The sequence below is a fragment of the Yoonia sp. JB2-21 genome, assembly GCF_055693545.1.
Genome location: NZ_JBVFUC010000001.1, coordinates 2,685,880 through 2,704,581, shown reverse-complemented (window position 1 = coordinate 2,704,581; position 18,702 = coordinate 2,685,880). Strand labels below are relative to the sequence as shown.

General features: G+C 57.1%; 24 protein-coding genes. 13 read left to right on the top strand and 11 right to left on the bottom strand.

Translation table 11 applies throughout. The features are described 5' to 3' along the window. Nucleotides 1–23 precede the first annotated feature (23 nt). Genes ACZ1G5_RS13590 through ACZ1G5_RS13580 form a run of 3 tightly spaced genes read left to right on the top strand, consistent with a single transcriptional unit; the run spans nt 24 to nt 1,702 of the window. Nucleotides 24–653, top strand: a complete 630-nt coding sequence (locus ACZ1G5_RS13590; protein ID WP_472733349.1) for a class I SAM-dependent methyltransferase — start codon at nt 24–26, stop codon at nt 651–653. Next, complete coding sequence (locus ACZ1G5_RS13585; protein WP_472733348.1) at nt 650–943, top strand: putative quinol monooxygenase; 294 nt, start codon at nt 650–652, stop codon at nt 941–943. Before ACZ1G5_RS13590 ends, ACZ1G5_RS13585 begins: the two co-directional genes overlap by 4 nt. 9 nt (nt 944–952) lie before the next feature. Beyond that, on the top strand, nt 953–1,702 hold the full coding sequence (locus ACZ1G5_RS13580; protein ID WP_472733347.1) for an AraC family transcriptional regulator: 750 nt from the start codon (nt 953–955) through the stop codon (nt 1,700–1,702). A 50-nt stretch (nt 1,703–1,752) separates the two neighbouring features. On the opposite strand, the gene rpsD is transcribed toward ACZ1G5_RS13580, so the two are convergent. Beyond that, on the bottom strand, nt 1,753–2,373 hold the full coding sequence (rpsD, locus tag ACZ1G5_RS13575; protein ID WP_108816294.1) for a 30S ribosomal protein S4: 621 nt from the start codon (nt 2,371–2,373) through the stop codon (nt 1,753–1,755). 325 nt (nt 2,374–2,698) lie between these two features. On the opposite strand from rpsD, the gene ACZ1G5_RS13570 reads away from it, so the two are divergent. The 3 genes from ACZ1G5_RS13570 to ACZ1G5_RS13560 are packed head-to-tail and all read left to right on the top strand — an operon-like array spanning nt 2,699 to nt 3,974. Next, nucleotides 2,699–3,070 (top strand): hypothetical protein, encoded by a 372-nt coding sequence (locus ACZ1G5_RS13570; RefSeq protein WP_472733346.1) that lies wholly within the window; start codon nt 2,699–2,701, stop codon nt 3,068–3,070. A gap of 11 nt (nt 3,071–3,081) precedes the next feature. After that, nucleotides 3,082–3,549: a DMT family transporter gene (locus ACZ1G5_RS13565; RefSeq protein ID WP_472733345.1), complete on the top strand. Its 468-nt coding sequence runs from the start codon at nt 3,082–3,084 to the stop codon at nt 3,547–3,549. Further along, entirely contained in the window at nt 3,546–3,974 is a 429-nt protein-coding gene (locus tag ACZ1G5_RS13560) for a DMT family transporter (protein ID WP_472733344.1), read from the top strand. Before ACZ1G5_RS13565 ends, ACZ1G5_RS13560 begins: the two co-directional genes overlap by 4 nt. Nucleotides 3,975–4,018: 44 nt before the next feature. On the opposite strand, the gene ACZ1G5_RS13555 is transcribed toward ACZ1G5_RS13560, so the two are convergent. The 3 genes from ACZ1G5_RS13555 to ACZ1G5_RS13545 are packed head-to-tail and all read right to left on the bottom strand — an operon-like array spanning nt 4,019 to nt 6,836. Continuing rightward, entirely contained in the window at nt 4,019–4,855 is an 837-nt protein-coding gene (locus ACZ1G5_RS13555; RefSeq protein WP_472733343.1) for an NAD-dependent epimerase/dehydratase family protein, read from the bottom strand. Next, nucleotides 4,852–5,637 carry an HpcH/HpaI aldolase family protein gene (locus tag ACZ1G5_RS13550; RefSeq protein ID WP_472733342.1) on the bottom strand — a complete coding sequence of 262 codons (786 nt, stop codon included), beginning with the start codon at nt 5,635–5,637 and terminating at the stop codon, nt 4,852–4,854. The genes ACZ1G5_RS13555 and ACZ1G5_RS13550 overlap by 4 nt, the downstream gene beginning before the upstream one ends. Continuing rightward, nucleotides 5,634–6,836 (bottom strand): NAD(P)/FAD-dependent oxidoreductase, encoded by a 1,203-nt coding sequence (locus ACZ1G5_RS13545; protein ID WP_472734338.1) that lies wholly within the window; start codon nt 6,834–6,836, stop codon nt 5,634–5,636. Before ACZ1G5_RS13545 ends, ACZ1G5_RS13550 begins: the two co-directional genes overlap by 4 nt. 253 nt (nt 6,837–7,089) lie before the next feature. On the opposite strand from ACZ1G5_RS13545, the gene ACZ1G5_RS13540 reads away from it, so the two are divergent. The 7 genes from ACZ1G5_RS13540 to ACZ1G5_RS13510 all read left to right on the top strand — a co-directional run bounded on the left by ACZ1G5_RS13540 (nt 7,090) and on the right by ACZ1G5_RS13510 (nt 12,170). Further along, nucleotides 7,090–8,229 (top strand): Acg family FMN-binding oxidoreductase, encoded by a 1,140-nt coding sequence (locus ACZ1G5_RS13540; RefSeq protein WP_472733341.1) that lies wholly within the window; start codon nt 7,090–7,092, stop codon nt 8,227–8,229. 8 nt (nt 8,230–8,237) lie between these two features. After that, on the top strand, nt 8,238–8,684 hold the full coding sequence (locus ACZ1G5_RS13535; RefSeq protein WP_472733340.1) for a MarR family winged helix-turn-helix transcriptional regulator: 447 nt from the start codon (nt 8,238–8,240) through the stop codon (nt 8,682–8,684). Nucleotides 8,685–8,801: 117 nt separating this feature from the next. Continuing rightward, complete coding sequence (locus ACZ1G5_RS13530; RefSeq protein ID WP_472733339.1) at nt 8,802–9,398, top strand: TetR/AcrR family transcriptional regulator; 597 nt, start codon at nt 8,802–8,804, stop codon at nt 9,396–9,398. A 102-nt stretch (nt 9,399–9,500) separates the two neighbouring features. Then, nucleotides 9,501–10,181, top strand: coding sequence for a PspA/IM30 family protein (locus ACZ1G5_RS13525; protein WP_472733338.1), 681 nt, complete (start codon nt 9,501–9,503; stop codon nt 10,179–10,181). 36 nt (nt 10,182–10,217) lie between these two features. Next, nucleotides 10,218–10,502, top strand: coding sequence for a YiaA/YiaB family inner membrane protein (locus ACZ1G5_RS13520; RefSeq protein ID WP_472733337.1), 285 nt, complete (start codon nt 10,218–10,220; stop codon nt 10,500–10,502). 88 nt (nt 10,503–10,590) lie between these two features. Then, nucleotides 10,591–11,232: a lysophospholipid acyltransferase family protein gene (locus ACZ1G5_RS13515; protein WP_472733336.1), complete on the top strand. Its 642-nt coding sequence runs from the start codon at nt 10,591–10,593 to the stop codon at nt 11,230–11,232. Continuing rightward, entirely contained in the window at nt 11,229–12,170 is a 942-nt protein-coding gene (locus ACZ1G5_RS13510) for a phosphatidate cytidylyltransferase (RefSeq protein ID WP_472733335.1), read from the top strand. Before ACZ1G5_RS13515 ends, ACZ1G5_RS13510 begins: the two co-directional genes overlap by 4 nt. Here the strand turns inward: ACZ1G5_RS13510 and ACZ1G5_RS13505 are convergent. Genes ACZ1G5_RS13505 through ACZ1G5_RS13475 form a run of 7 tightly spaced genes read right to left on the bottom strand, consistent with a single transcriptional unit; the run spans nt 12,161 to nt 18,635 of the window. Continuing rightward, the gene (locus ACZ1G5_RS13505; RefSeq protein ID WP_472733334.1) at nt 12,161–12,916 is read right to left on the bottom strand and encodes a glycosyltransferase family 2 protein; all 756 of its coding nucleotides are present in this window, start codon (nt 12,914–12,916) and stop codon (nt 12,161–12,163) included. The genes ACZ1G5_RS13510 and ACZ1G5_RS13505 overlap by 10 nt on opposite strands. Next, nucleotides 12,913–13,830, bottom strand: a complete 918-nt coding sequence (locus ACZ1G5_RS13500; RefSeq protein WP_472733333.1) for a glycosyltransferase family 2 protein — start codon at nt 13,828–13,830, stop codon at nt 12,913–12,915. The genes ACZ1G5_RS13505 and ACZ1G5_RS13500 overlap by 4 nt, the downstream gene beginning before the upstream one ends. Further along, nucleotides 13,823–14,368, bottom strand: a complete 546-nt coding sequence (locus tag ACZ1G5_RS13495; RefSeq protein WP_472733332.1) for an LbetaH domain-containing protein — start codon at nt 14,366–14,368, stop codon at nt 13,823–13,825. The genes ACZ1G5_RS13500 and ACZ1G5_RS13495 overlap by 8 nt, the downstream gene beginning before the upstream one ends. Then, nucleotides 14,365–15,501, bottom strand: coding sequence for a glycosyltransferase (locus ACZ1G5_RS13490; RefSeq protein ID WP_472733331.1), 1,137 nt, complete (start codon nt 15,499–15,501; stop codon nt 14,365–14,367). The genes ACZ1G5_RS13495 and ACZ1G5_RS13490 overlap by 4 nt, the downstream gene beginning before the upstream one ends. Then, nucleotides 15,498–16,067 carry an acyltransferase gene (locus ACZ1G5_RS13485; protein WP_472733330.1) on the bottom strand — a complete coding sequence of 190 codons (570 nt, stop codon included), beginning with the start codon at nt 16,065–16,067 and terminating at the stop codon, nt 15,498–15,500. The genes ACZ1G5_RS13490 and ACZ1G5_RS13485 overlap by 4 nt, the downstream gene beginning before the upstream one ends. Next, nucleotides 16,060–17,403 carry an oligosaccharide repeat unit polymerase gene (locus ACZ1G5_RS13480; protein WP_472733329.1) on the bottom strand — a complete coding sequence of 448 codons (1,344 nt, stop codon included), beginning with the start codon at nt 17,401–17,403 and terminating at the stop codon, nt 16,060–16,062. Before ACZ1G5_RS13480 ends, ACZ1G5_RS13485 begins: the two co-directional genes overlap by 8 nt. Then, nucleotides 17,388–18,635 (bottom strand): lipopolysaccharide biosynthesis protein, encoded by a 1,248-nt coding sequence (locus tag ACZ1G5_RS13475; RefSeq protein ID WP_472733328.1) that lies wholly within the window; start codon nt 18,633–18,635, stop codon nt 17,388–17,390. Before ACZ1G5_RS13475 ends, ACZ1G5_RS13480 begins: the two co-directional genes overlap by 16 nt. Nucleotides 18,636–18,702: the final 67 nt, after the last annotated feature.

Below are 18,702 nucleotides of genomic sequence, written 5' to 3'. Positions count from 1 at the left end.
TTTGCGATTGCTACATCAATGCAATGACACAGCAGAACCAATTGACACAGTCCTACGACCTCGCCGCCAGCCAATGGCGCACCAAGATTGAGGGGCTCGGATACGCCGCTGCCTACCGCTGGATGGTTGCGGCCTGCGACCTTCAGACAAAGACCGCAGATGCCATAGATGTCGGCTGCGGCACCGCAGACTTCAGCCGCGCCATGATCGAAGTTGCCGGTCCACCGCAATCGCTGACACTGCTGGACCCGTCCCCCCAAATGGTCGCAACGGCGACCCGGTCACTTACGCATATCACGCCCGATCTGAAACCCGTTGTTACCGGGTTGCAAGACGCGCCACTGCGCAGGCATGACATCGTTCTATGTGCCCACGTGATCGAACACTTTGCCCAACCGCTGGATGCAGTTTGTCTGTTAAAGCAGCAACTTGCCCCCGGGGGAAAGCTTCTGCTTATCGTCAGCAAACCCCATTGGTGCAATTGGATCATTTGGGTGCGCTGGCGTCACCGCATGATCCAACCGCGCCAGATGTTTGCCCATTTCAAAGCCGCTGGTTTGGCATGTAATTGGCACGCACCATTCCCAGCGGGCCCGCCAAGCCGCTCCAGTCATGCCTATCTACTCACACACGCAGAAGGAAAACCTCAATGATCTATGTCGAAGTCAATTTTCATGTCGCACCACATGACCGCGCCAAAGCAGTCGCCTGCCTGAGCGATGAGGCGCCCGCGATGCGCGCCTTGCCTGGCAATCGTGGCAGCCGTGTGCTGGTAGATCCGGCGGACGACAGCGCCGTCACACTGGTGCATCAGTGGGACAATTTAGAAAGCTTTGACGCCTACCGCAGTGGCCCACTTTTAGCGAAAGTCGGCGGGGTGTTACGCCCGATGATGGTTAGCGCGCCAAATACGGTGGTTTATGAGGCTGCGTTGGTAGGATAGCATGATCTGATGTCTACCCTGCCCGCCTACTGCGTCTATCGCGACTTTCCGCCCGAGGCGGACAAGACGGTGCAATTTGATCGACATTATCTGCTCTATGCCGCCAAAGGCACAATGCGCCTTCAGGCTGAGGGTCGGTCATGGACCGTGCCACCAGCCCGTGCCGCGTTGATCCGTGCCGGAGCCCCAGTCACACTTTCGATCGCGACTACGATCACCTGCTGCTCTGCGCTCTTTGCCCCGGATACCTATGCAGCACCCAAGGCCCCGTTGCGGGTCTTGGATATGTCACCTCTGGCGCGCGAACTGGTGTTGGCCTGTCGGGGTTTCGGCCCGGAACTCAGTGCATTGGACAGCGAAGGGCGGCAACTGTTTGACACGCTTTACATGCTGATCACAAAGGCGGCTGGAGCCCCGAATGATATGTGGATGCCGGTCGGACAGTCCGCGCCGGTGCGCACGGCTTTGCAAGTGACCGAAGCGGGCCTGAGCGAAACCGTTAACTTCGGGGATATCGCTGCCGCTGTGGGGATGACAGAACGCACCCTCGCCCGACGCTTTCAGGACGAGTTGGGCATGCCGTGGCGGGATTGCTTGCGCAGGCTGCGGATCATCCGCGCGGTTGAAGCGCTCGCTGATCCTGAACGTCAAATCACGCAGATCGCGATGGATGTGGGCTATGGATCGTCCAGCGCGTTCAACAGCGCGTTTCTGGATTTCACCGGTCAGACACCGAGCGCATTTCGCAATCTGAAATAAAAAAGCCGCCTCAAAGCGAGGCGGCTTTCTGAATGAGTATCTGGCGAAGATTAGTTCTTCGCGTAGAATTCGACGACGAGGTTTGGTTCCATCGCAACCGGGTATGGCACATCGCCAAGGCCGGGTGTGCGTGTGAAGGTCGCGGTCATCTTGTTGTGGTCGACGTCCATGTAGTCAGGCACATCACGCTCTGGCAACTGGGATGCGACCAAGACCAACTCAAGCTGCTTGGACTTCTGACGCACTTCTATCACGTCGCCCTCTTTGACGCGGTAAGACGGGATATTCACCTTCTTGCCGTTCACTGTGACGTGGCCGTGGTTTACAAACTGGCGGGCAGCAAAAACGGTCGGCACGAACTTGGCGCGGTAAACAACAGCGTCCAAACGACGCTCCAGCAGACCGATCAGGTTTTCACCTGTATCGCCTTTAACACGCTCGGCTTCGCCGTAGATGCGGCGGAACTGCTTTTCTGTTAGATCGCCATAGTAGCCCTTCAGCTTTTGCTTTGCGCGCAGCTGTGTGCCGAAGTCGGACAGTTTGCCTTTACGGCGCTGACCGTGCTGGCCGGGGCCATATTCACGACGGTTAACGGGTGACTTTGGACGACCCCAGATGTTTTCGCCCATCCGGCGGTCAATTTTGTACTTGGCAGCGGTACGTTTAGTCATACGCTGATCTCCTTCTTTTTATTGCGAAGGGCGTTGTCCTTTCCCCGGATTTGGCCGGGGCGACAGGGTTCCGCTTGCGCGGGCCACCAACACCAATGAATGCGCGGCTTATAAAGGGGATTCGTGAGGTGTCAACGGGCCTCTGCAGACCGCTCTGCCCCAATATTCTCAGGATGACCTTGGAATGTGCACATTCTGTCCAATTGTCGACAAATGTAAACGGTATCCATGTCGTGACAGACAGTCATGAGGATCAGCTTTGCCAGTGTTTATCGGTTTGATGTTAGCAAGTTTGACAGCGGTATTGCTCGTCGGTCATCTGGTTGTGAAACCGCGGTTCGCTGCGCTGAAAACCCGCCTTCCCGATACCTATCGCGCTGCAATTGCCGGTTCCTCGCAGGATGGCGATCCGCCCCGGCTTGTCGCACTTTGTATTGACCTGATCCGCAAGTCCCATTGCACTGATCCATTCGATAGCCTGAGCACCCATGAAAAGAAGATGGCGCTTCATGCGCTGGCGGTTGAGGAATTGCCAATGTGGGTGTCAAAATATGCGGCGCTTACTTTAGCACGACGTGATCGCGCATTAATCGCCCAGATGCGGTTGATCAAGGCATCGCGCCCGGCACCAAAACCGGCGGTCCATTTCGGCGCGATCCAGCGACAACTGCAATTGCGTCAGACCTCAAAAGGTTAGACAAGCGGGGCATGGCCCCTTCTGCGCACCCACCACATCTGATTCATTTCGCAGCTGCTTTTGGCGCGGGCGGCTTATTGTCCCTGATGGTGCTGTTCAACGGCACATTGGCGGCACATGGCTCGCTCTTCTTTGCATCATGGGTGCCGCATCTGACAGGCACCATCGCCGCCCTCTTGTTTCTGGCGATCCTACGCCCCAAACGTGCGGTGACGGAGCGCCCGCCGCTGTGGGTCTATTTGGGTGGTGTTTCGGGTGCGGTCACCGTGATGCTGACCTCTGCGACCCTGAATTCGGCGCTGGCCCTATCCGGCACGATCGCGTTGGGGCTGGCGGGGCAGATGGTCTTTAGCCTGTTTGCCGATATGCGCGGGCTTTTTGGGCTGCCACAACGCACACCTGTCGCCCGGGATTTTGTTGCATTGGCGCTGATCATCGCTGGTAGCCTGATCCTGATTTTCTTTGGCAGCTCGCCATGATCTGGTTTGCGTGCCTTGCGATCTTTGCTGGTGTTCTGGTGTCGCTAAGCCGCCAGATCAACGGCCGTTTGGCGCTGTCGACCTCTGCGATGGAATCCTCGTTCTGGAACCATATCGTCGGGCTTGGCTTCATCACCGCAGTGGCCCTGCTGGCCGGTGGTCTCTTCGCTGGATCACCGGGGGATTCACCCTGGTGGGCCTATCTGGGTGGACCGGTCGGTGTGATCTTTATTGCAGCAGGCAGTTGGCTGATTGCACGCATCGGTGCGGCACAAACCGCATTGCTGATTATTGCCGGACAGATGGTTTTCGGGGTGCTGCTGGATGTTGCTCTGGGCGCACCGGGTCAGCTTTGGGCCCGTGTCTTAGGCGTCGCGCTTATCCTTGCGGGCATGTGGGTGGCGCATCAGGGCAAAGCATCCTGACAGGATCGCCGTCCAAATACCGACCAGATGGGCGATGTCGCCAGTTATGTCTCCTTGCGGTCATCAACGACGCCCAACGCCGCCACGCCGGAATTTCCAAGTTCCACCGTCGCAAAAGGTCCGCCAATGCACAGGTTGGCAAGGTCCTTGTTATCCAGCGGCGGCGTGTCTGCGAATACCTCTTTGGCAAAAACCTCAGCATTGTCCTTTGGCCGATAGCCCAAATGCCTCGCCTTGCTATTGTCGACGACAGCGCGGTCATTGTTCGAAATACCGTAGATCGTCGTGAACCCCACCACCGGGCTGTCAATGGATCGTTCCACCAGATGGATCAGGTCGTCGTATGACAGCCACGTGCCGATGCTGCGGGCGTTGGTGGCCTGTGCGCACGAAAAGATGCGCAGACACACCGCCTCAACGCCGCGCTTGTCCCAGTAGAGGCTTGCGAGGTCTTCGCAAAAACACTTGGCCAGACCATAGTAGGTGTCGGGTCGGTGCGGCACGTCCAGACCAATCGTGTCGGTCTTCTTGTGCATGCCAACCGCATGCACCGAACTGGCATAAACCACCCGTTTCACGCCGTGACGGTACGCGGCTTCCCAAATATTGTAGGCACCGATGATGTTGGATTGCAGGATATCATCCCATGGGGCCTCGTCACCGATCGCCCCAAAATGGATCACCATATCGGCGCCCTTGATCACGTCCATCATCGCGTCAAGCTGGGCGAGATCCGCCTGCACGTAACTCTCGCCCGGATAAAGCGTCCCAAGATCATCCGCCTGATCTGTCGAGACCAGCGTCTCGCACAGCTTTGTCAGTGGTTCACGCAGATAAGACCCAAGGCGGCCCGCGGCCCCCGTCAGCACCAATTTTTTCATGTATTTCCCTTTTCTGTGGCTGCACGCATCTGCGCGAGCAGAGCGTCAGCTCCCTTGGCCAATAGATTTGTATCAGTTCCACAGGCAACAAAGGTAAATCCTTCGGCAAGAAGCTTTGTTGCAAATGTGGGATCCGTGACCAGCGTGCCAACGGGTATGCCCGCATCCATCAGCTTGCGCGCCGCAGGCAGGATCAAATCCCAGACGTCAGCAGACATATGTTTGCCCAATAGGCCCATGTCCGCGGCGATATCCGCAGGGCCAAAGAAAACGCCATCGACGCCATCCACCTGCCCGATCTCTGTTGCTTGGGCCACAGCGATGCGGGTTTCTACCTGCACCAGAACAGCGGTTTCATCATCGGCTTTTGCGTAATAGTCGCCGATCCGCCCAAAGTTATTTGCCCGGATTGCCCCTGCGACACCACGCACGCCATTTGGCGGGTAGCGGCATGCTGCGACCGCCGCTTGCGCCTCTTCGACGGATTGCACCATCGGGAACAACAGACCGGGTGCACCAACATCAAGCAATCGCTTGACCATAACCGTGTCATTCCACGGCGGACGCACAATGGCCGTCGCCCCATGCGGGGCAATCGCCTGCAACTGACCTAGAACAGTGCCCATATCACTGGGCGCATGCTCCATATCAAACAAAAGCCAGTCGTAGCCCGCACTCGCCACCACCTCGGCGGAATAGTTGCTGACCATACTGACCCACAGCCCGATTTGCTGGCGTCCTTCGCGAATTGCCGCAAGGAATGGGTTCTCTGGCATCATCATATCACGGCCTTTTCGACAAATGTCTCGTTTCGTTCGATCCGGTCATAGTTGAACGGGCTCAGATCAAGCGCGCGATATTCACCGTAAGCAATCAATTCTGCGGTACCGCGCCCCATGGCTGGCGATTGCTGGAAACCATGCCCGGAAAATCCATTCACGAAAATGAAATTCTGGACCAATGTGTGTCGCCCCAAAATCGCGTTCTGATCAAAGGTGTTGTAGGCATAGTGCCCCGCCCATGAGTTGCGCAACTTGATCGCTTCGAATTGTGGGATCCGGGCGGCCAACACGGGCCAGACCTTATTTTCCCAGATGCTGTGGTCTTGGACAAAGTCATCATACTCAACCGCAGGGTCATCATCAGGCGGACATCCCGCCAGATAGTAAGTGCCATCAGTGCGCATGTGAACGCCGGACGGATCAATCGTCAGCGGGAGATCGCGGTCCAACGGTTTTTCCGCTTCAAATATGAAAGTGTAGCGTTTTCGCGGCTCGACCGGGATGTCGATCCCCGCCATGCGCGATGTCAGTGCGGCGCGCGGCCCAGAGGCATTGACGACAGTCCCGCAGTTGATCACTTCTCCTGACTTCAGAGTGATGCTTTCAACCTTCGTCCCCGCCGCATTCCGGTTCATTGCGACAACTTCGTTTGTCAGATACGCGACCCCACGTTCGCGCGCGGACCGCTTCCACCAGTCAAACAGCGTATTGCCGTCAAAATACCCTTCATCCACCAGATTGTGGTTGGCTGCGACAATGTCATCTAAGTTGTAGAACGGATAGGCCGCCGCGATTTCATCTGGCGTCATGTGTTTTGTACCCGCGCCGCAAGCAGCCTGGACCTTCTGACTTTCACGCAAGGTGTTTGCAAAATCTTCGTTGTCCGCAAGGTACATATAGCCATAGCTTTGCAAGCGTGGATGCGGCACCCGTTCGTCGTCGCCCATGTAAGCGCGGAAGTTCTTTACAAAATCGGCCGCGAACTGTGACACTTTCACATTAATCGCCGCGCTGAACTGCTGACGCATGCAGGAATTGGTATGTGAGGTTGAGGCGAACGCATAGGTCGGGTCGCGTTCTACCACCAGAATAGAGCCATTAAATGCGGGGTTATCGGTCAGGAACCATGCCACCGAAGACCCAAACATCGCGCCGCCAATAATAACGACGTCATAGCTGGATTTTTCTGGCGCTTGCATCATTGGGTACCTCCCTTGGCGGTGGCGTTTCGAACAGTGACACTCGGCGCGGAGCCGAACCGATGATCCACGCGTGCAGCTTTGGCCGAAACATGGCGACGTGCAAGATCGCGTTAGGTCATTTTGACGTCTCTTTGCGATGTCCGCTTTCCAAGCATTTCCGCCGCCAACTTTCCGCAAGTGATTTTCAGGACTTGATTATAATTCGATATCGTACTATATAGTGCGATATCGAATTATATGGAGCAAACCGATGAACAGACGCAAGTTTATCGCCCTCACGGGTGGCGGCATCATCGTCGCGGCCACAGCAACCGTTGGAACAATCGCCAGCCGAACACCTACTGCAGCATTGGTGCCTTGGGATCAGGCAGGCGTTCTATATGATGAACCGCGCAAACGCGCTTTGTCTTATGCAATCCTGGCACCCAACCCGCACAATCGTCAGCCTTGGCTGGCTGATCTTTCATCACCTGATCAGGTCGTCCTCACCGTCGACACAGACCGGCTTTTGCCACACACCGATCCGTTGAACCGGCAAATCACCATCGGCTTGGGCTGCTTTCTTGAGATGATGGTCATGGCCGCGGCAGAGGATGGGTTTGCGGTTGATCTGGACCTATTTCCCCAAGGCGCCGACCTGACTGCCCTTGATGATCGCCCCGTCGCTGTCGCAACTTTCCGGCAAGATCCCAGCATAGCCAAGGACCCGTTGTTCGCCCACGTCATGCAACGCCGGTCGAACAAAGAGCCCTTTGATCTCACACGCACCGTTCCCGCCGACGCCATCTCGACGATCGCAAATGCCGCCGCTCACGGGAGCCGTGTGGCGGGCGATACTTCATCCCAGAGCATTGCGGCGTTGCGCGAACTCACAACCGAAGCATTGATCGTCGAGATCGACACGCCGCGGACATTTAAGGAAAGCGTCGACCTGTTCCGCATCGGAAAATCCGAAATTGAGGCAAACCCTGACGGCATCGATTTCTCCGGTCCCATGTTTGAAACGCTGGGTGCATTCGGCCTGATGACGCGCGACGGCACGTTGGACACGTCATCTGTCATGTTCGAGCAGGGCAAGATCGCCGTCGTGGAAAACGCACAAACGGCTATGGGTCATCTATGGCAAACGACAGCCGGGAACACGCGTATAGATCAGATCAATGCCGGTCGGGACTGGGTCCGGCTCAATCTTGCGGCGACAGCGCTTGGTCTTGGGATGCAACCACTCAGCCAGGCCTTGCAGGAATATCCCGAAATGGCTGACCACTATGCGCAAGTACACCAGATGCTTGCGATAGAAGGCGAGACCGTGCAAATGCTGTGCCGTCTGGGTTATGGTATCGAAGTCGGACGCAGCCCCCGCTGGCCGCTGGAGGCAAAACTTGTATGAGGGATGATATGGGCGACGAAAACAAGCTGCTGTTCCAGTTCTTCAACGAGATTGGGATCATTCATCAGTTAAGCAGCACTGTTTTCCAAGCCCGCCTCCCCGATGGTCTGCATATCTCGCACTTCTCGGTTCTCAATCACCTTGTCAGACTTGGCGACGGCAAGACCCCACTGTCCATTGCAAGCGCGTTTCAGGTACCCAAGACGACAATGACACACACGCTTGCGGTGCTGGCAAAACGGGACCTGATCCGGGTCGCACCACATGAGACCGACGGACGTAGCAAAGTTGTGTTTCTCACCGACGCCGGGCGCGCGCAGCAAAGTGCCGCAATTGCGTCCATGGAAGAACCTCTGCAGCGGATCGTCAATGACATCGGGGCGGCGGCGGTGCTGAACATGTTGCCAGCATTGCAACGTGTCAGAACCTATCTGGATGAAAACCGCGACCTCTAGGCAGCCGAAAGAATCGGTTTGCGACAGGCAGACTGCCGGCCCTCTGGCATCTGATCCCTTTTCATCAACAACGACCTGACCTATCATTGAACTGCGTTCATTGAGCTAGAGGATCAAATGGCAACCAAGACGGAAATACGGCGGCAGGAATTACGCGACAAATTGATCATCATCGCGGAGCGGACGATCGCGGACAAAGGCCTTAGCGCCCTACGCGCACGCGATCTGGCGAGTGAAGCCGGGTGCGCTGTTGGTGCAATCTATAATGTCTTTGGTGACCTGACTGACCTTGCGCTCGCGGTGAATGCCCGCACCTTTCACCGTCTGGGTGCCGATGTGACCGAGGCTTTGGCGGATGCACCCGAAGATCCGGCCGAACATCTTGTCGTGATGGCACAAGCCTATCACCGGTTTGCCGCAAAAAATCACCTCAGCTGGCGCGCCCTATTTGATATCGAACGGGCACCCGGCGAAGCGGCACCCGACTGGTATCTGCGCGAAATGGGGCAGCTCTTTGCATATATTTCGGATCCGCTGGCCGTAATCTTCCCTGAACGTGATGCAGAAGAGTTGGCACTTTTGACGCGTGCGCTTTTTTCATCCGTGCATGGGATCGTTCTTTTAGGACTGGATGAAGCCAGCGCTGGCGTCTCAGCGGAACATATTGATCGGATGATTGCCCTGGTTCTCAGGCAATTCGCAGTCTCAGCATAATTTTTTTGAACAATGTTCATTTTCTTCTTGCAAACGAAATAGAGATTCGCTAAATCCAACTCATGAACAATGTTCACGCATTGAATTGAACTGGAGAAAACGATGTTTAGAACACTCGCCACCCTGATCAACGGTCAGAACGCCCGCGCCGAAGATCGCGTTCGTGATGCTTTTGCAATCGAACTGATCGACCAGAAAATTCGCGAAAGCGAAGGCAGCCTACGCGCCGCAAAAGCAACACTGGCCAGTCTGATCCAACGCCAGCGGTCAGAGGAAAAACAGCATGCGGCACTGAAAACCCGCATAGCTGATCTGACCAAACGCGCAAAGGAAGCGCTCGACAATGATCGTGAAGACATGGCTGCAGAAGCCGCCCGTGCCATCGCCAACATGGAAAATGAACTGACGGTACGGACCGAGACACTGGAACGGTTAGAGCAAAAAGTCATCCGACTGCGCACATCCATCGAAAGTGGGCATCGCCGGATCATTGATCTCAAACAAGGTGCTATTCAGGCCCGTGCTGTCCGCCGCGAGCAAAACATCCAAATGCAGATGACAAAAACCGGTGTGCATAACGGCAGTGTCGAAGAAGCCGAGGAGCTGATCAGCCGCGTCTTGGGTAAGGACGACCCGTTTGAACGGTCCGAAATCCTTGCCGATATCAACCGCGATCTGGATGGCGACAGCCTCGCCGATCGGATGTCAGACGCAGGCTTTGGTGATGCGACACGCTCTACAGCGGATGATGTGCTTGCCCGCCTGAAGTCAACAAAGAAGTAACCAAACCCAATTCCCCTCTCTTGAAAGGAAAATCCAATGTTTAACAAGAACTCTGACAACGGCCTGATCATGTTCGTCAACCTGCTGGGCGTCGGTGTCGCCTATGGTATGTTGGGCATCTCGCTCTGGCTCTCGACCGAGGTGCCGCTTGCCACGAAAGGTTTCTGGGGTATGGCCGTTCTGATGCTGACGCTCTCTCTGGTGAATTTTGTCAAATACCGTTTTGACGACAAAATGTCCGAGGATCGCATTCAGCGGATCGAAGACGCCAAAAACGAAAAGCTGCTGTCTGACTACGTTGGCAGCGCCACCGAAATCTAACCAACCCGCACGACCCGAACCCCGTCCGTTGAACATGGACGGGGTTCACCCCTTTTCAAACGCCCTTCCCTTCGCCAAAGTCGGTTCCATGAAATTCTTGCGTCAGTTTGCAGCCCGGATCGTTGGGCAATCCATTCGTATCTTTGCCCGCGCGATCACTGCCGTGCGCGCCGATTGGAAAGGGATCGAACCGGTCCCGCGCCAACGCGTCTATTTCGCCAATCACACCAGTAACGGCGATATGCCGATGATCTGGTCGGTCCTGCCCCCCGCGATGCGGCGCACAGTGCGCCCGGTAGCAGCGGCAGATTATTGGTTGAAGAACAAGCTACGCGCCTTTGTGGGACCAGAGGTGTTCAACTGTGTGCTGGTGGACCGCCGCCCAGAGGTGAAAGACAAACCAATGGACAAGATCATCGCGGCCCTGGACGAAGGATCATCCCTGATCATCTTTCCCGAAGGCAACCGCAACATGACAGACGATCCGCTGCTGCCTTTCAAAGCAGGGCTGTACAACATGGGCGTCGCACGGCCAGATGTTGATCTGGTCCCCACATGGGTCGCCAACCTGACCGAGATTATGCCCAAGGGCGAGATTATCCCTCTGCCCCTGATCTGCACCGTCACCTTTGGTGAACCGATCCATGTGCGCGAAGGCGAAAGCAAAGATGACTTCCTCAAACGCGCCTCAGACGCGTTGCTGGCCCAGCGCCCAGAGGTGCGGACATGACCGACACGATGAACGACATCCTGCTGCTGACCATCGGCAGTTTTGGCATCCTGATTGCGCTGACCTTCGTGGGTGAAGTGTTGCGCGCGCGCGAAGAACCGGGGTTCGTGAACCCCGTCCTCGATACCTATATGACCCGTGTGCAAAGCTGGTGGGGCATGGTTGCCTTCGTGGGCTTTGCGCTGATTATGGGGCGGATCGGGGTCATGGTGCTCTTCGCCTTCGCTTCTTTTGCGGCCCTGCGCGAGTTCTTGACCCTGACAACCAAAGCGCAGGCAGATCACCTGTCCCTCGCGCTTGGGTTCTTTGCCGTGCTCCCACTGCAATATGTCTTTGTCGGGCTCGGCTGGGACGGGCTTTATGCTATTTTCATCCCCGTCTACGCCTTCCTGCTCTTGCCCATTGTCTCAGCGCTGCGCGGCAATCCCGATCGCTTCCTCATGCGCGTGGCTGAAACGCAATGGGCGCTGATGATTGCGGTATTCTGCGTCAGCCACGTGCCTGCGTTGATGAACCTCGACATTGACGGCTATGGCGACCGGTCACTGCTGCTGGTGGCCTTCATGGTCATGGTCGTGCAACTCAGCGACCTGTTGGAATACTTCTTTGGTCGTAGGATTGGGCGCAGAAAGATCGCGCCGGGCCTGTCACCCAAAACATGGGAAGGCGTGCTCTGCGGCTGTGGCTCAGCGATGCTGATCGGCGCGCTTCTCAGCTGGATCACACCCTTCGGCGTGATCGGCGCAATGGCGATGGCAGGCGTCGCATCATTGGTTGGCATGTTCGGCAGCTTGGTCGTGGCCTCTATCAAGCGTGATCGCGGTGTCAAAGACTGGTCACATCTGATCCCCGGCCAAGGCGGCTTTGTTGATCAACTCGATAGCGTGATCTTCGCCGCGCCAATTTTCTATCACCTGACCAAATATTTCTATACCTGACCACGCCCCACAAACTGCGGCAGCTTTGACAAATTTTTCGCTGCCAATGTTCCTAAACCGCCGACCCCGTGACGCCGGATCGCACGGTAGTCTTCGCGGCTTTTGCGGATCATATGCGCCAATGACCGGTTGCTCACGCCGCCCATTTTCATCTGCACCATGACCTGCGGGATATATCCCAGCTGGACTTGCCCGGCCGTCAAAAAGCGCAACATGGCATCATAGTCACCCGAAATGCGAAAGCTTGTGTCGTAAACACCCGCACGTTCAAAAACCTCGCGCCGCAAATAAAGCGTCGGATGCGGGGGCATCCATCCACGTCTAAGATGTGCCGCGCTATATCGGTCCGCGCGCCAGCGCCGGATCACGCGGGTTGGATCGTCACGGGCGACATACTCCAAATCGCCGTAAACCCCGTCAATCAGCGGGTCAGTCAAAGCATCAGCCACCCAGGAAAGCACCTCTGGCCCTGCCAATTGATCATCCGCATGCAAAAGCCCCACAACGTCACCCGACGCCCCCGCAATCCCTTGATTGATCGCGTCATATATCCCGCTGTCAGGCATGGACCGCAGCACCATGTTCCGATGCCCCTCCGACAAGAGATAAGCCAACGTACCATCGCGCGACACACCATCCTGCACCACATGTTCGACATCCGCATGCGTTTGCGCCTTGAGACTGTCCAACATTGCAGGCAGTGTCGCCCGCCCGTTCATGACTGCGGTCACAACAGATATCTTCACGCTGCACGATCCTTTTTGCCAGAGACAGGTTGACCCACCGCAATACCCAGTACAGCTTCTATTGCGACCACCGGATCTGCTCCCGTTGCCGCAATATAGCGCCGCACTTCGCCAAGTTTCGCGTCCACCAAGTAGCGATACCAAAACCCCTGCAATACGTGAAAAGAGCGCGCCTGCGCCCCATCCAGAAACCCAAAGCGCAGAAAATAGCGGTAGAAGAAATAAGCCCCGGCCCGAAGCCCCGCAGGCAAGCGCGCATAAAGATGCAGTTTTGCCCAGCGCTTCACAGCCGTGCCACTGTGCCCCGGCAGACCGCCCTGATGAGGTGCAAAACGGTACTCTTGGTTGAGAGTATCGACAACTTCGCGGCTGGCATAATCGTTATGTTTGGCCACCCACCAACCCAGCGGATTGCGATTATCGTCAATGATCTCACCACGCAGTCGCGCAGTCGGGCCATTCACGACGATATGCTCATCCATCCAGCGATCTTCGCAACGCCCCTGCCCATTGCGAAACAGGCGCATGATCGGAACGGGAAACAGGCCACCATACCTGATCATCTGCCCCATGAAACTGATCCGCCGCCCGATGTAGCAGCCATCCACGTCCGGCAACCCTGACGCGATTTCTCGCGCCAATTCGGCCGTCACAACCTCATCCGCATCAAGGCGCAGAACCCAGCCCGGCGCATCACCGATCTGATCCAGCGCCCAATTGAACTGCGCAGCATGGTTCACCCAGTCATTGTGCAAAACCTGCGCGCCAGCAGCTTTTGCAAGTGCGACGGTGTCATCAGTAGACCCGCTGTCCACCACGATTACCCGGTCGGCGATCGCCTGAACGGATGCAATGGCGCGGGTGATGTGGCGCGTTTCGTTCTTTGTCAGAATGATCACCGTAAGCTTAGTCATCGCGTGACCTGATCTGCATGGGATTGCCGATGCCGATAGAACCGGGCGGCAGATCTTTCATCGCGACCCCGCGTGCCCCAAGGATTGCCCCTGCCCCGATCTGAACACCGGCACCAACAAAGGCCTCAGCGCAGATCCACGCATCACCCGCGACAGTGATCGGCAGCTTTTGCAAGGGGCGCGCCGGATCACGCCAGTCATGCGTGCCGGCGCACAGATGCGCATACTGCGATACTGTTGCACGCGGCCCAACATGAATGGGACCCAGCGCATACAGGATCGCGTGATCTCCGATGGCTGCCTGATCATCAATCGACAGATGCCACGGCATGGTCACCTTCACCGTCGGATGGACCTGAACCTGAGCTCCGATACTGGCACCAAAGCTGCGCAGCATAAACCGCCGCCACCCCCAGAAAGGACGGGGGCTAAACCGAAAGGCGGGCTGAACCACCGCCCAGAGAACCCGGCTGAGGTTTTCTCGTCTGCTCCAACTGCGGCGGGTGCGATTGGCCGTGACATCGACTTGGACAGTCATACGGGCACCTGCACCATTTTGCGACGCACCAGATCGCGGTAAAGTGCTGCAAAAGCGGTCACCATGCCTTGAGCGGAAAAATCGCGCCGCATCCAGTCGCGGGCCCTCTCACCCATGACCGTCAGATCACCCCGGCTCAGCTCTGCGATTTCTTCTGCCAGATCAGTCTGCGCAGGATCAATGCAGCGGCCACAGCCCAAACGCTCCACATCCGTCCAGGGGGTCGCGGTTGTCGTCAGAACAGGCAAGCCGTGGGCCATTGCCTCGGCGACTGCGATACCAAAGTTTTCTGAATGCGACGGCAGAACAAAAAGGTCAGCATCGGCAAAAGCCGTTGCCTTAGCTGCCCCCTCCACATGCCCGTGCATCCGGATGCGGCCGTGCGACTGCACTGCCTTCTGGCAAAGCTTGTGGGTAAACGCAGCGTCGCCCGTGCCGTAGACATCAAGCGAAAAACCCTTGGGAAGCTGCATGGTTGCATCAAACAGCGCGTCCAATCCCTTCTTAGGGTGTAGCCGCCCCAGATAGACCAACCTGCATGTGCTGCCGGTTGGTCTCTGTCGGATAATTTTGCCCGGTATATCAACGCAGTTCGGAATCGTGACGGTAGTGATATTCGCCAATCGGGCAATACTCTGCGCCGCTTCGGTGACCGCTGTCACATGCAGGACAGACTGTGCTGGCCGCAGCAGATTTGCCGCGCGTTCAAACGCATGTTTGGCGCGCAAATGCGGCGCGTCAGCCCAGTCAGCTGTCGCCTGCAATGCACCGCGCGGGGACCAGACCAACGGCTTACCCAGCAGTTTTGCCACCGCCAGTGTCGGGAGTGTTGGCGCGCTATATGTGCCGCTAAGGTGGACAACATCCGCCCAGCCGACTGCCGCAGGCAACCGCGCGAACAGGCCCGGTGCGATGCTGTGCCCCGCAATGCGTCGGGCGTAATGGACAGGATATGGCAGGACCGCAGGTTTGACGCGGACGTGCGGGCTTGGACCTGCTGCATCCGTCGTTAGCACACGCACGGTCATATCAGGTTGGGTTGCGATGCCATCACAGATGGCCTTGGTCGACCAGATGGGACCGCCCCAATAGGTCGCGGGATAAAACGATGGGCAAACATGCAATATTTTCATGCCGCCGCCCGCCCCAGAGCACGGTGGCCAATAACCCGCGCCGGGTTTCCGGCAACGATTGCACCTGCTGGCACATCTTTAGTGACAACGGCCCCTGCCCCGATAACAGCAGCTTCGCCAATCACGCTGCAACCTGGCAAAATAATTGCGCGCGCACCGATCCACGCGCCCCGACCAACGTGCTTGGGCCTCAACTGAGGATCGCTCTGCGCATCAAGCCCGTGGTCATGCGTATAGAGCATTGCGCCCTCTGAAATCAAAACACTGTCGCCAAGCGTCAGGCCGCCTGTTGTATCAAGCAAAACGTCCCGATTGATATGCACGCGGTCACCAACAACAAGAACGGCCTGCGGGCCTTCGGCCGCTACGCCCACACCGTCCCAGATCAGGCAATGCGCGCCAAGTGAAACGGTGCCGGGCGCATCAAAACGGACACCGGCCTGTACAACAGACCCTGTGCCCATATTGGCAAGCGCAGCACCGTAAATCCGTGTCGCCATGGCATTCGTGATCCGGCGATACGCGCCACGCACGGCGCGTCCTGCCCAAAAAATGATCCTAAGCATGAACAATATCTTTCCGGCTTGTTCGGGGCGGTAACGTGATCCGGTAACGGGGCACAAAGATGAAGATCATCCCAACAATCAGAACCGATTGTGCCGCTGCCCCCACAACAAACCCACTGAAAGACGACTGCAATGTGGCTTGCACAAAGGGATAAAGCAGCATCGGATAAAGCAGAAAAGCGCCAAAACGATAGGTGTTTTGTGACGCAAGCAGCGCCTCTTCTGCGCGTCGATACGCCCACCCCAAAACGCACCCAACGGCGGCCCCCGCCCAGCCAAAATTGATGTAGGCTTCGCCCGGACCGGTCACATTGAACGCGCCGCCTGTCATCATGCCCATCACGTCACGTTTGAAGAATACACCAAGGTCAATCGCTGGCTTGTCGATCCAAATTGCACGCGGGACCCAGCCAAAACTCCACCAACCGTAACTCTCGCCCCAAAGCAGCAGGCGCGTATCGACGCGGTCGGTCACCATGACTGCCGTATTGATATCCAAAAAATATGTCGATCCAACGATCTGATGCACCAGACCAGCGTCATTGCCGCGCAGGGCCGTCATGTAAGCGGACAACCCCAGAACGGTCGCGGCGGCGAAAATTGTAACGCACCAGCTACGCCACCGCATCTGTCCGCCCAAAATCATATGGGTGGCCGCGCCAAAGACCAAAAGTTCAACCAGTTCAAAGCGATCACCGGACACCAGTGCAATAAAGACCACAAGGCCTGCAAGGATCGCCGCCTGCAGCAGCAAAATCGGATTGCGCCGGACAAGGCCCTGCGCAAGCAGCAAAACAAAAGCGAACTTTGGCACAACGAAAAGTGTCTTCAGCCCCGCAAGTGTTGCCCCGATCCCATCGGTGTTCACATTGATCTGCTTTGCGTTGTTCAACTGCGACAAGACATCCAACGACAGGGTTGATACCCCCCGCGCTTGCAGCATGATCAGCAGGGTCAGTGCCGCTGTGCCAAACGCCAATGCAAACAAGGTGCCATGTCTGCATAGGTTTGCTGCGACACAGCGTGCCGCCTCTATCGCAAGATCTGCGCGCACGGGGCGCAGGGCCACGCGATACCCCAGACAAACGGCCAAGATAAAAGCGGACAGATAAAGCGTGCCCGTCATCAAGGCACCGGGCGTCTCAACATACCGGCTAAAGAAGGCAAATTCCGGAACAACCGTGAACACAACCACTTTGACCAAAAAGCCAAAGAGGCAGAAGTACCCGAGCAGATGCATCGGGGACACGAGACCAACAACACCATAGCGGATGCCCAACCAAAATGGTGTCGCGGTGCACAATAGCGCCATGACAATGATCAGGACGTTCTCCATGCCCGCCCCTTTGTTTGCCACAGGGCAACAGCGGATGTCTCAACCCCGATCTTTTGTCTCAGCATCGCCCACAGCAGCACGCTGCTTGCGCTCATCGCGGCGGTATATGTGATGGCATTGACGGTCGCGCCAAGTTGCGCACCAAACACCTGCACACAGATCAGGTAACTAATCAGCGCGACCAAACGGGAAAGCGCCGCAAGGTGCGCATGATCGCAAAGTGTCGCCACCGTATATCCGGAAGCGAAGAACACTTGGATCAAGGCACCAAACAGCAGGATCACAAATGCGGTTGCCGTGTCCGGCAGCATGACATGCACGAATGGCATGGCCGTCAGCCCGAACGCGAAAAGAATAATCCCGGGCCACAAGGCAATACGGCTGCCAACGACACTCGCGTACTGGAGTGCTTGGGTGTGGCCGGTCCCGAAAGCCGCCGATACCTTTGGTGCACTGACCCACGTGGCCACCGTGACCGGCAGCGCGACAAGGTTGGCCACACGGCGCAGGACAGCATAAGTTCCCAAAGCCTCGGGCGACAGAAACATGCCACCGATAACGAGGTCCATCTGCGTGACGGCAACGCCCAGGACAGACGTGCCCCAAAGCGATACCTCCAAGCGCCGCCGCGCCTGACATGAAAAACAGGGCAATTTCGCCCCAAGACCGCGACACCACAGCAGCGCGGCCGCACCGATTATCACCATCGCCCCGGACGCCATGATCAGGACCGCGCCCGCATGATCCGCTTGGGCACTCAGTGCACCGACACCCAATGCCACCGGCGGTCCCATGTCACGGGCAGCCATCGACAATTGCACGCTGCCAACGGCCCGCATAACGCTCGCCAGACAGGACAAGGCGTTCACGGCCAAACCGGCCAGCAGCACGGCAAACCATGGGACCCCCGGCCAAAGCAAGACCATCGCGCCATATCCCACGACAGCAACTGCGGCGGGCAGAATAAAGGTCACAATAAGGACATCGCGCACCCGCATGCCACGGCCATCCGTCAGCCCGCGCAAAAGGATCAGGGGTCCGCCCAAGGACAGAACGGTGCCGGCAACCAAAGCCATGCCCCACAAGAAAACAAGGCGACCAAAAGTATCGAGGCCAAGACCCGCCGCCAGCCCCATCATGACAAGGAAATTGATGCCGACAATTGCCCCGCGTAAGGCCATTGTGCATCCAGCACTCTTTTCGATGAATAGGGTCAGCGTCTTGGAAAACATCACACCATCAAGAATTGTGGGCGCCGTTAGTGACGCCCAATGACGGATTCAGTCCTCATTCATTGAG

Bases quoted from the DNA above. Each gene is read 5' to 3' on its own strand.
- ACZ1G5_RS13590 (WP_472733349.1), top strand. From the start codon at position 24: ATGACACAGCAGAACCAATTGACACAGTCCTACGACCTCGCCGCCAGC.
- ACZ1G5_RS13585 (WP_472733348.1), top strand. From the start codon at position 650: ATGATCTATGTCGAAGTCAATTTTCATGTCGCACCACATGACCGCGCC.
- ACZ1G5_RS13580 (WP_472733347.1), top strand. From the start codon at position 953: ATGTCTACCCTGCCCGCCTACTGCGTCTATCGCGACTTTCCGCCCGAG.
- rpsD (WP_108816294.1), bottom strand. From the start codon at position 2,373: ATGACTAAACGTACCGCTGCCAAGTACAAAATTGACCGCCGGATGGGC.
- ACZ1G5_RS13565 (WP_472733345.1), top strand. From the start codon at position 3,082: ATGGCCCCTTCTGCGCACCCACCACATCTGATTCATTTCGCAGCTGCT.
- ACZ1G5_RS13560 (WP_472733344.1), top strand. From the start codon at position 3,546: ATGATCTGGTTTGCGTGCCTTGCGATCTTTGCTGGTGTTCTGGTGTCG.
- ACZ1G5_RS13555 (WP_472733343.1), bottom strand. From the start codon at position 4,855: ATGAAAAAATTGGTGCTGACGGGGGCCGCGGGCCGCCTTGGGTCTTAT.
- ACZ1G5_RS13550 (WP_472733342.1), bottom strand. From the start codon at position 5,637: ATGATGATGCCAGAGAACCCATTCCTTGCGGCAATTCGCGAAGGACGC.
- ACZ1G5_RS13545 (WP_472734338.1), bottom strand. From the start codon at position 6,836: ATGCAAGCGCCAGAAAAATCCAGCTATGACGTCGTTATTATTGGCGGC.
- ACZ1G5_RS13540 (WP_472733341.1), top strand. From the start codon at position 7,090: ATGAACAGACGCAAGTTTATCGCCCTCACGGGTGGCGGCATCATCGTC.
- ACZ1G5_RS13535 (WP_472733340.1), top strand. From the start codon at position 8,238: ATGGGCGACGAAAACAAGCTGCTGTTCCAGTTCTTCAACGAGATTGGG.
- ACZ1G5_RS13530 (WP_472733339.1), top strand. From the start codon at position 8,802: ATGGCAACCAAGACGGAAATACGGCGGCAGGAATTACGCGACAAATTG.
- ACZ1G5_RS13525 (WP_472733338.1), top strand. From the start codon at position 9,501: ATGTTTAGAACACTCGCCACCCTGATCAACGGTCAGAACGCCCGCGCC.
- ACZ1G5_RS13520 (WP_472733337.1), top strand. From the start codon at position 10,218: ATGTTTAACAAGAACTCTGACAACGGCCTGATCATGTTCGTCAACCTG.
- ACZ1G5_RS13515 (WP_472733336.1), top strand. From the start codon at position 10,591: ATGAAATTCTTGCGTCAGTTTGCAGCCCGGATCGTTGGGCAATCCATT.
- ACZ1G5_RS13510 (WP_472733335.1), top strand. From the start codon at position 11,229: ATGACCGACACGATGAACGACATCCTGCTGCTGACCATCGGCAGTTTT.
- ACZ1G5_RS13500 (WP_472733333.1), bottom strand. From the start codon at position 13,830: ATGACTAAGCTTACGGTGATCATTCTGACAAAGAACGAAACGCGCCAC.
- ACZ1G5_RS13495 (WP_472733332.1), bottom strand. From the start codon at position 14,368: ATGACTGTCCAAGTCGATGTCACGGCCAATCGCACCCGCCGCAGTTGG.
- ACZ1G5_RS13490 (WP_472733331.1), bottom strand. From the start codon at position 15,501: ATGAAAATATTGCATGTTTGCCCATCGTTTTATCCCGCGACCTATTGG.
- ACZ1G5_RS13485 (WP_472733330.1), bottom strand. From the start codon at position 16,067: ATGCTTAGGATCATTTTTTGGGCAGGACGCGCCGTGCGTGGCGCGTAT.
- ACZ1G5_RS13480 (WP_472733329.1), bottom strand. From the start codon at position 17,403: ATGGAGAACGTCCTGATCATTGTCATGGCGCTATTGTGCACCGCGACA.
- ACZ1G5_RS13475 (WP_472733328.1), bottom strand. From the start codon at position 18,635: ATGTTTTCCAAGACGCTGACCCTATTCATCGAAAAGAGTGCTGGATGC.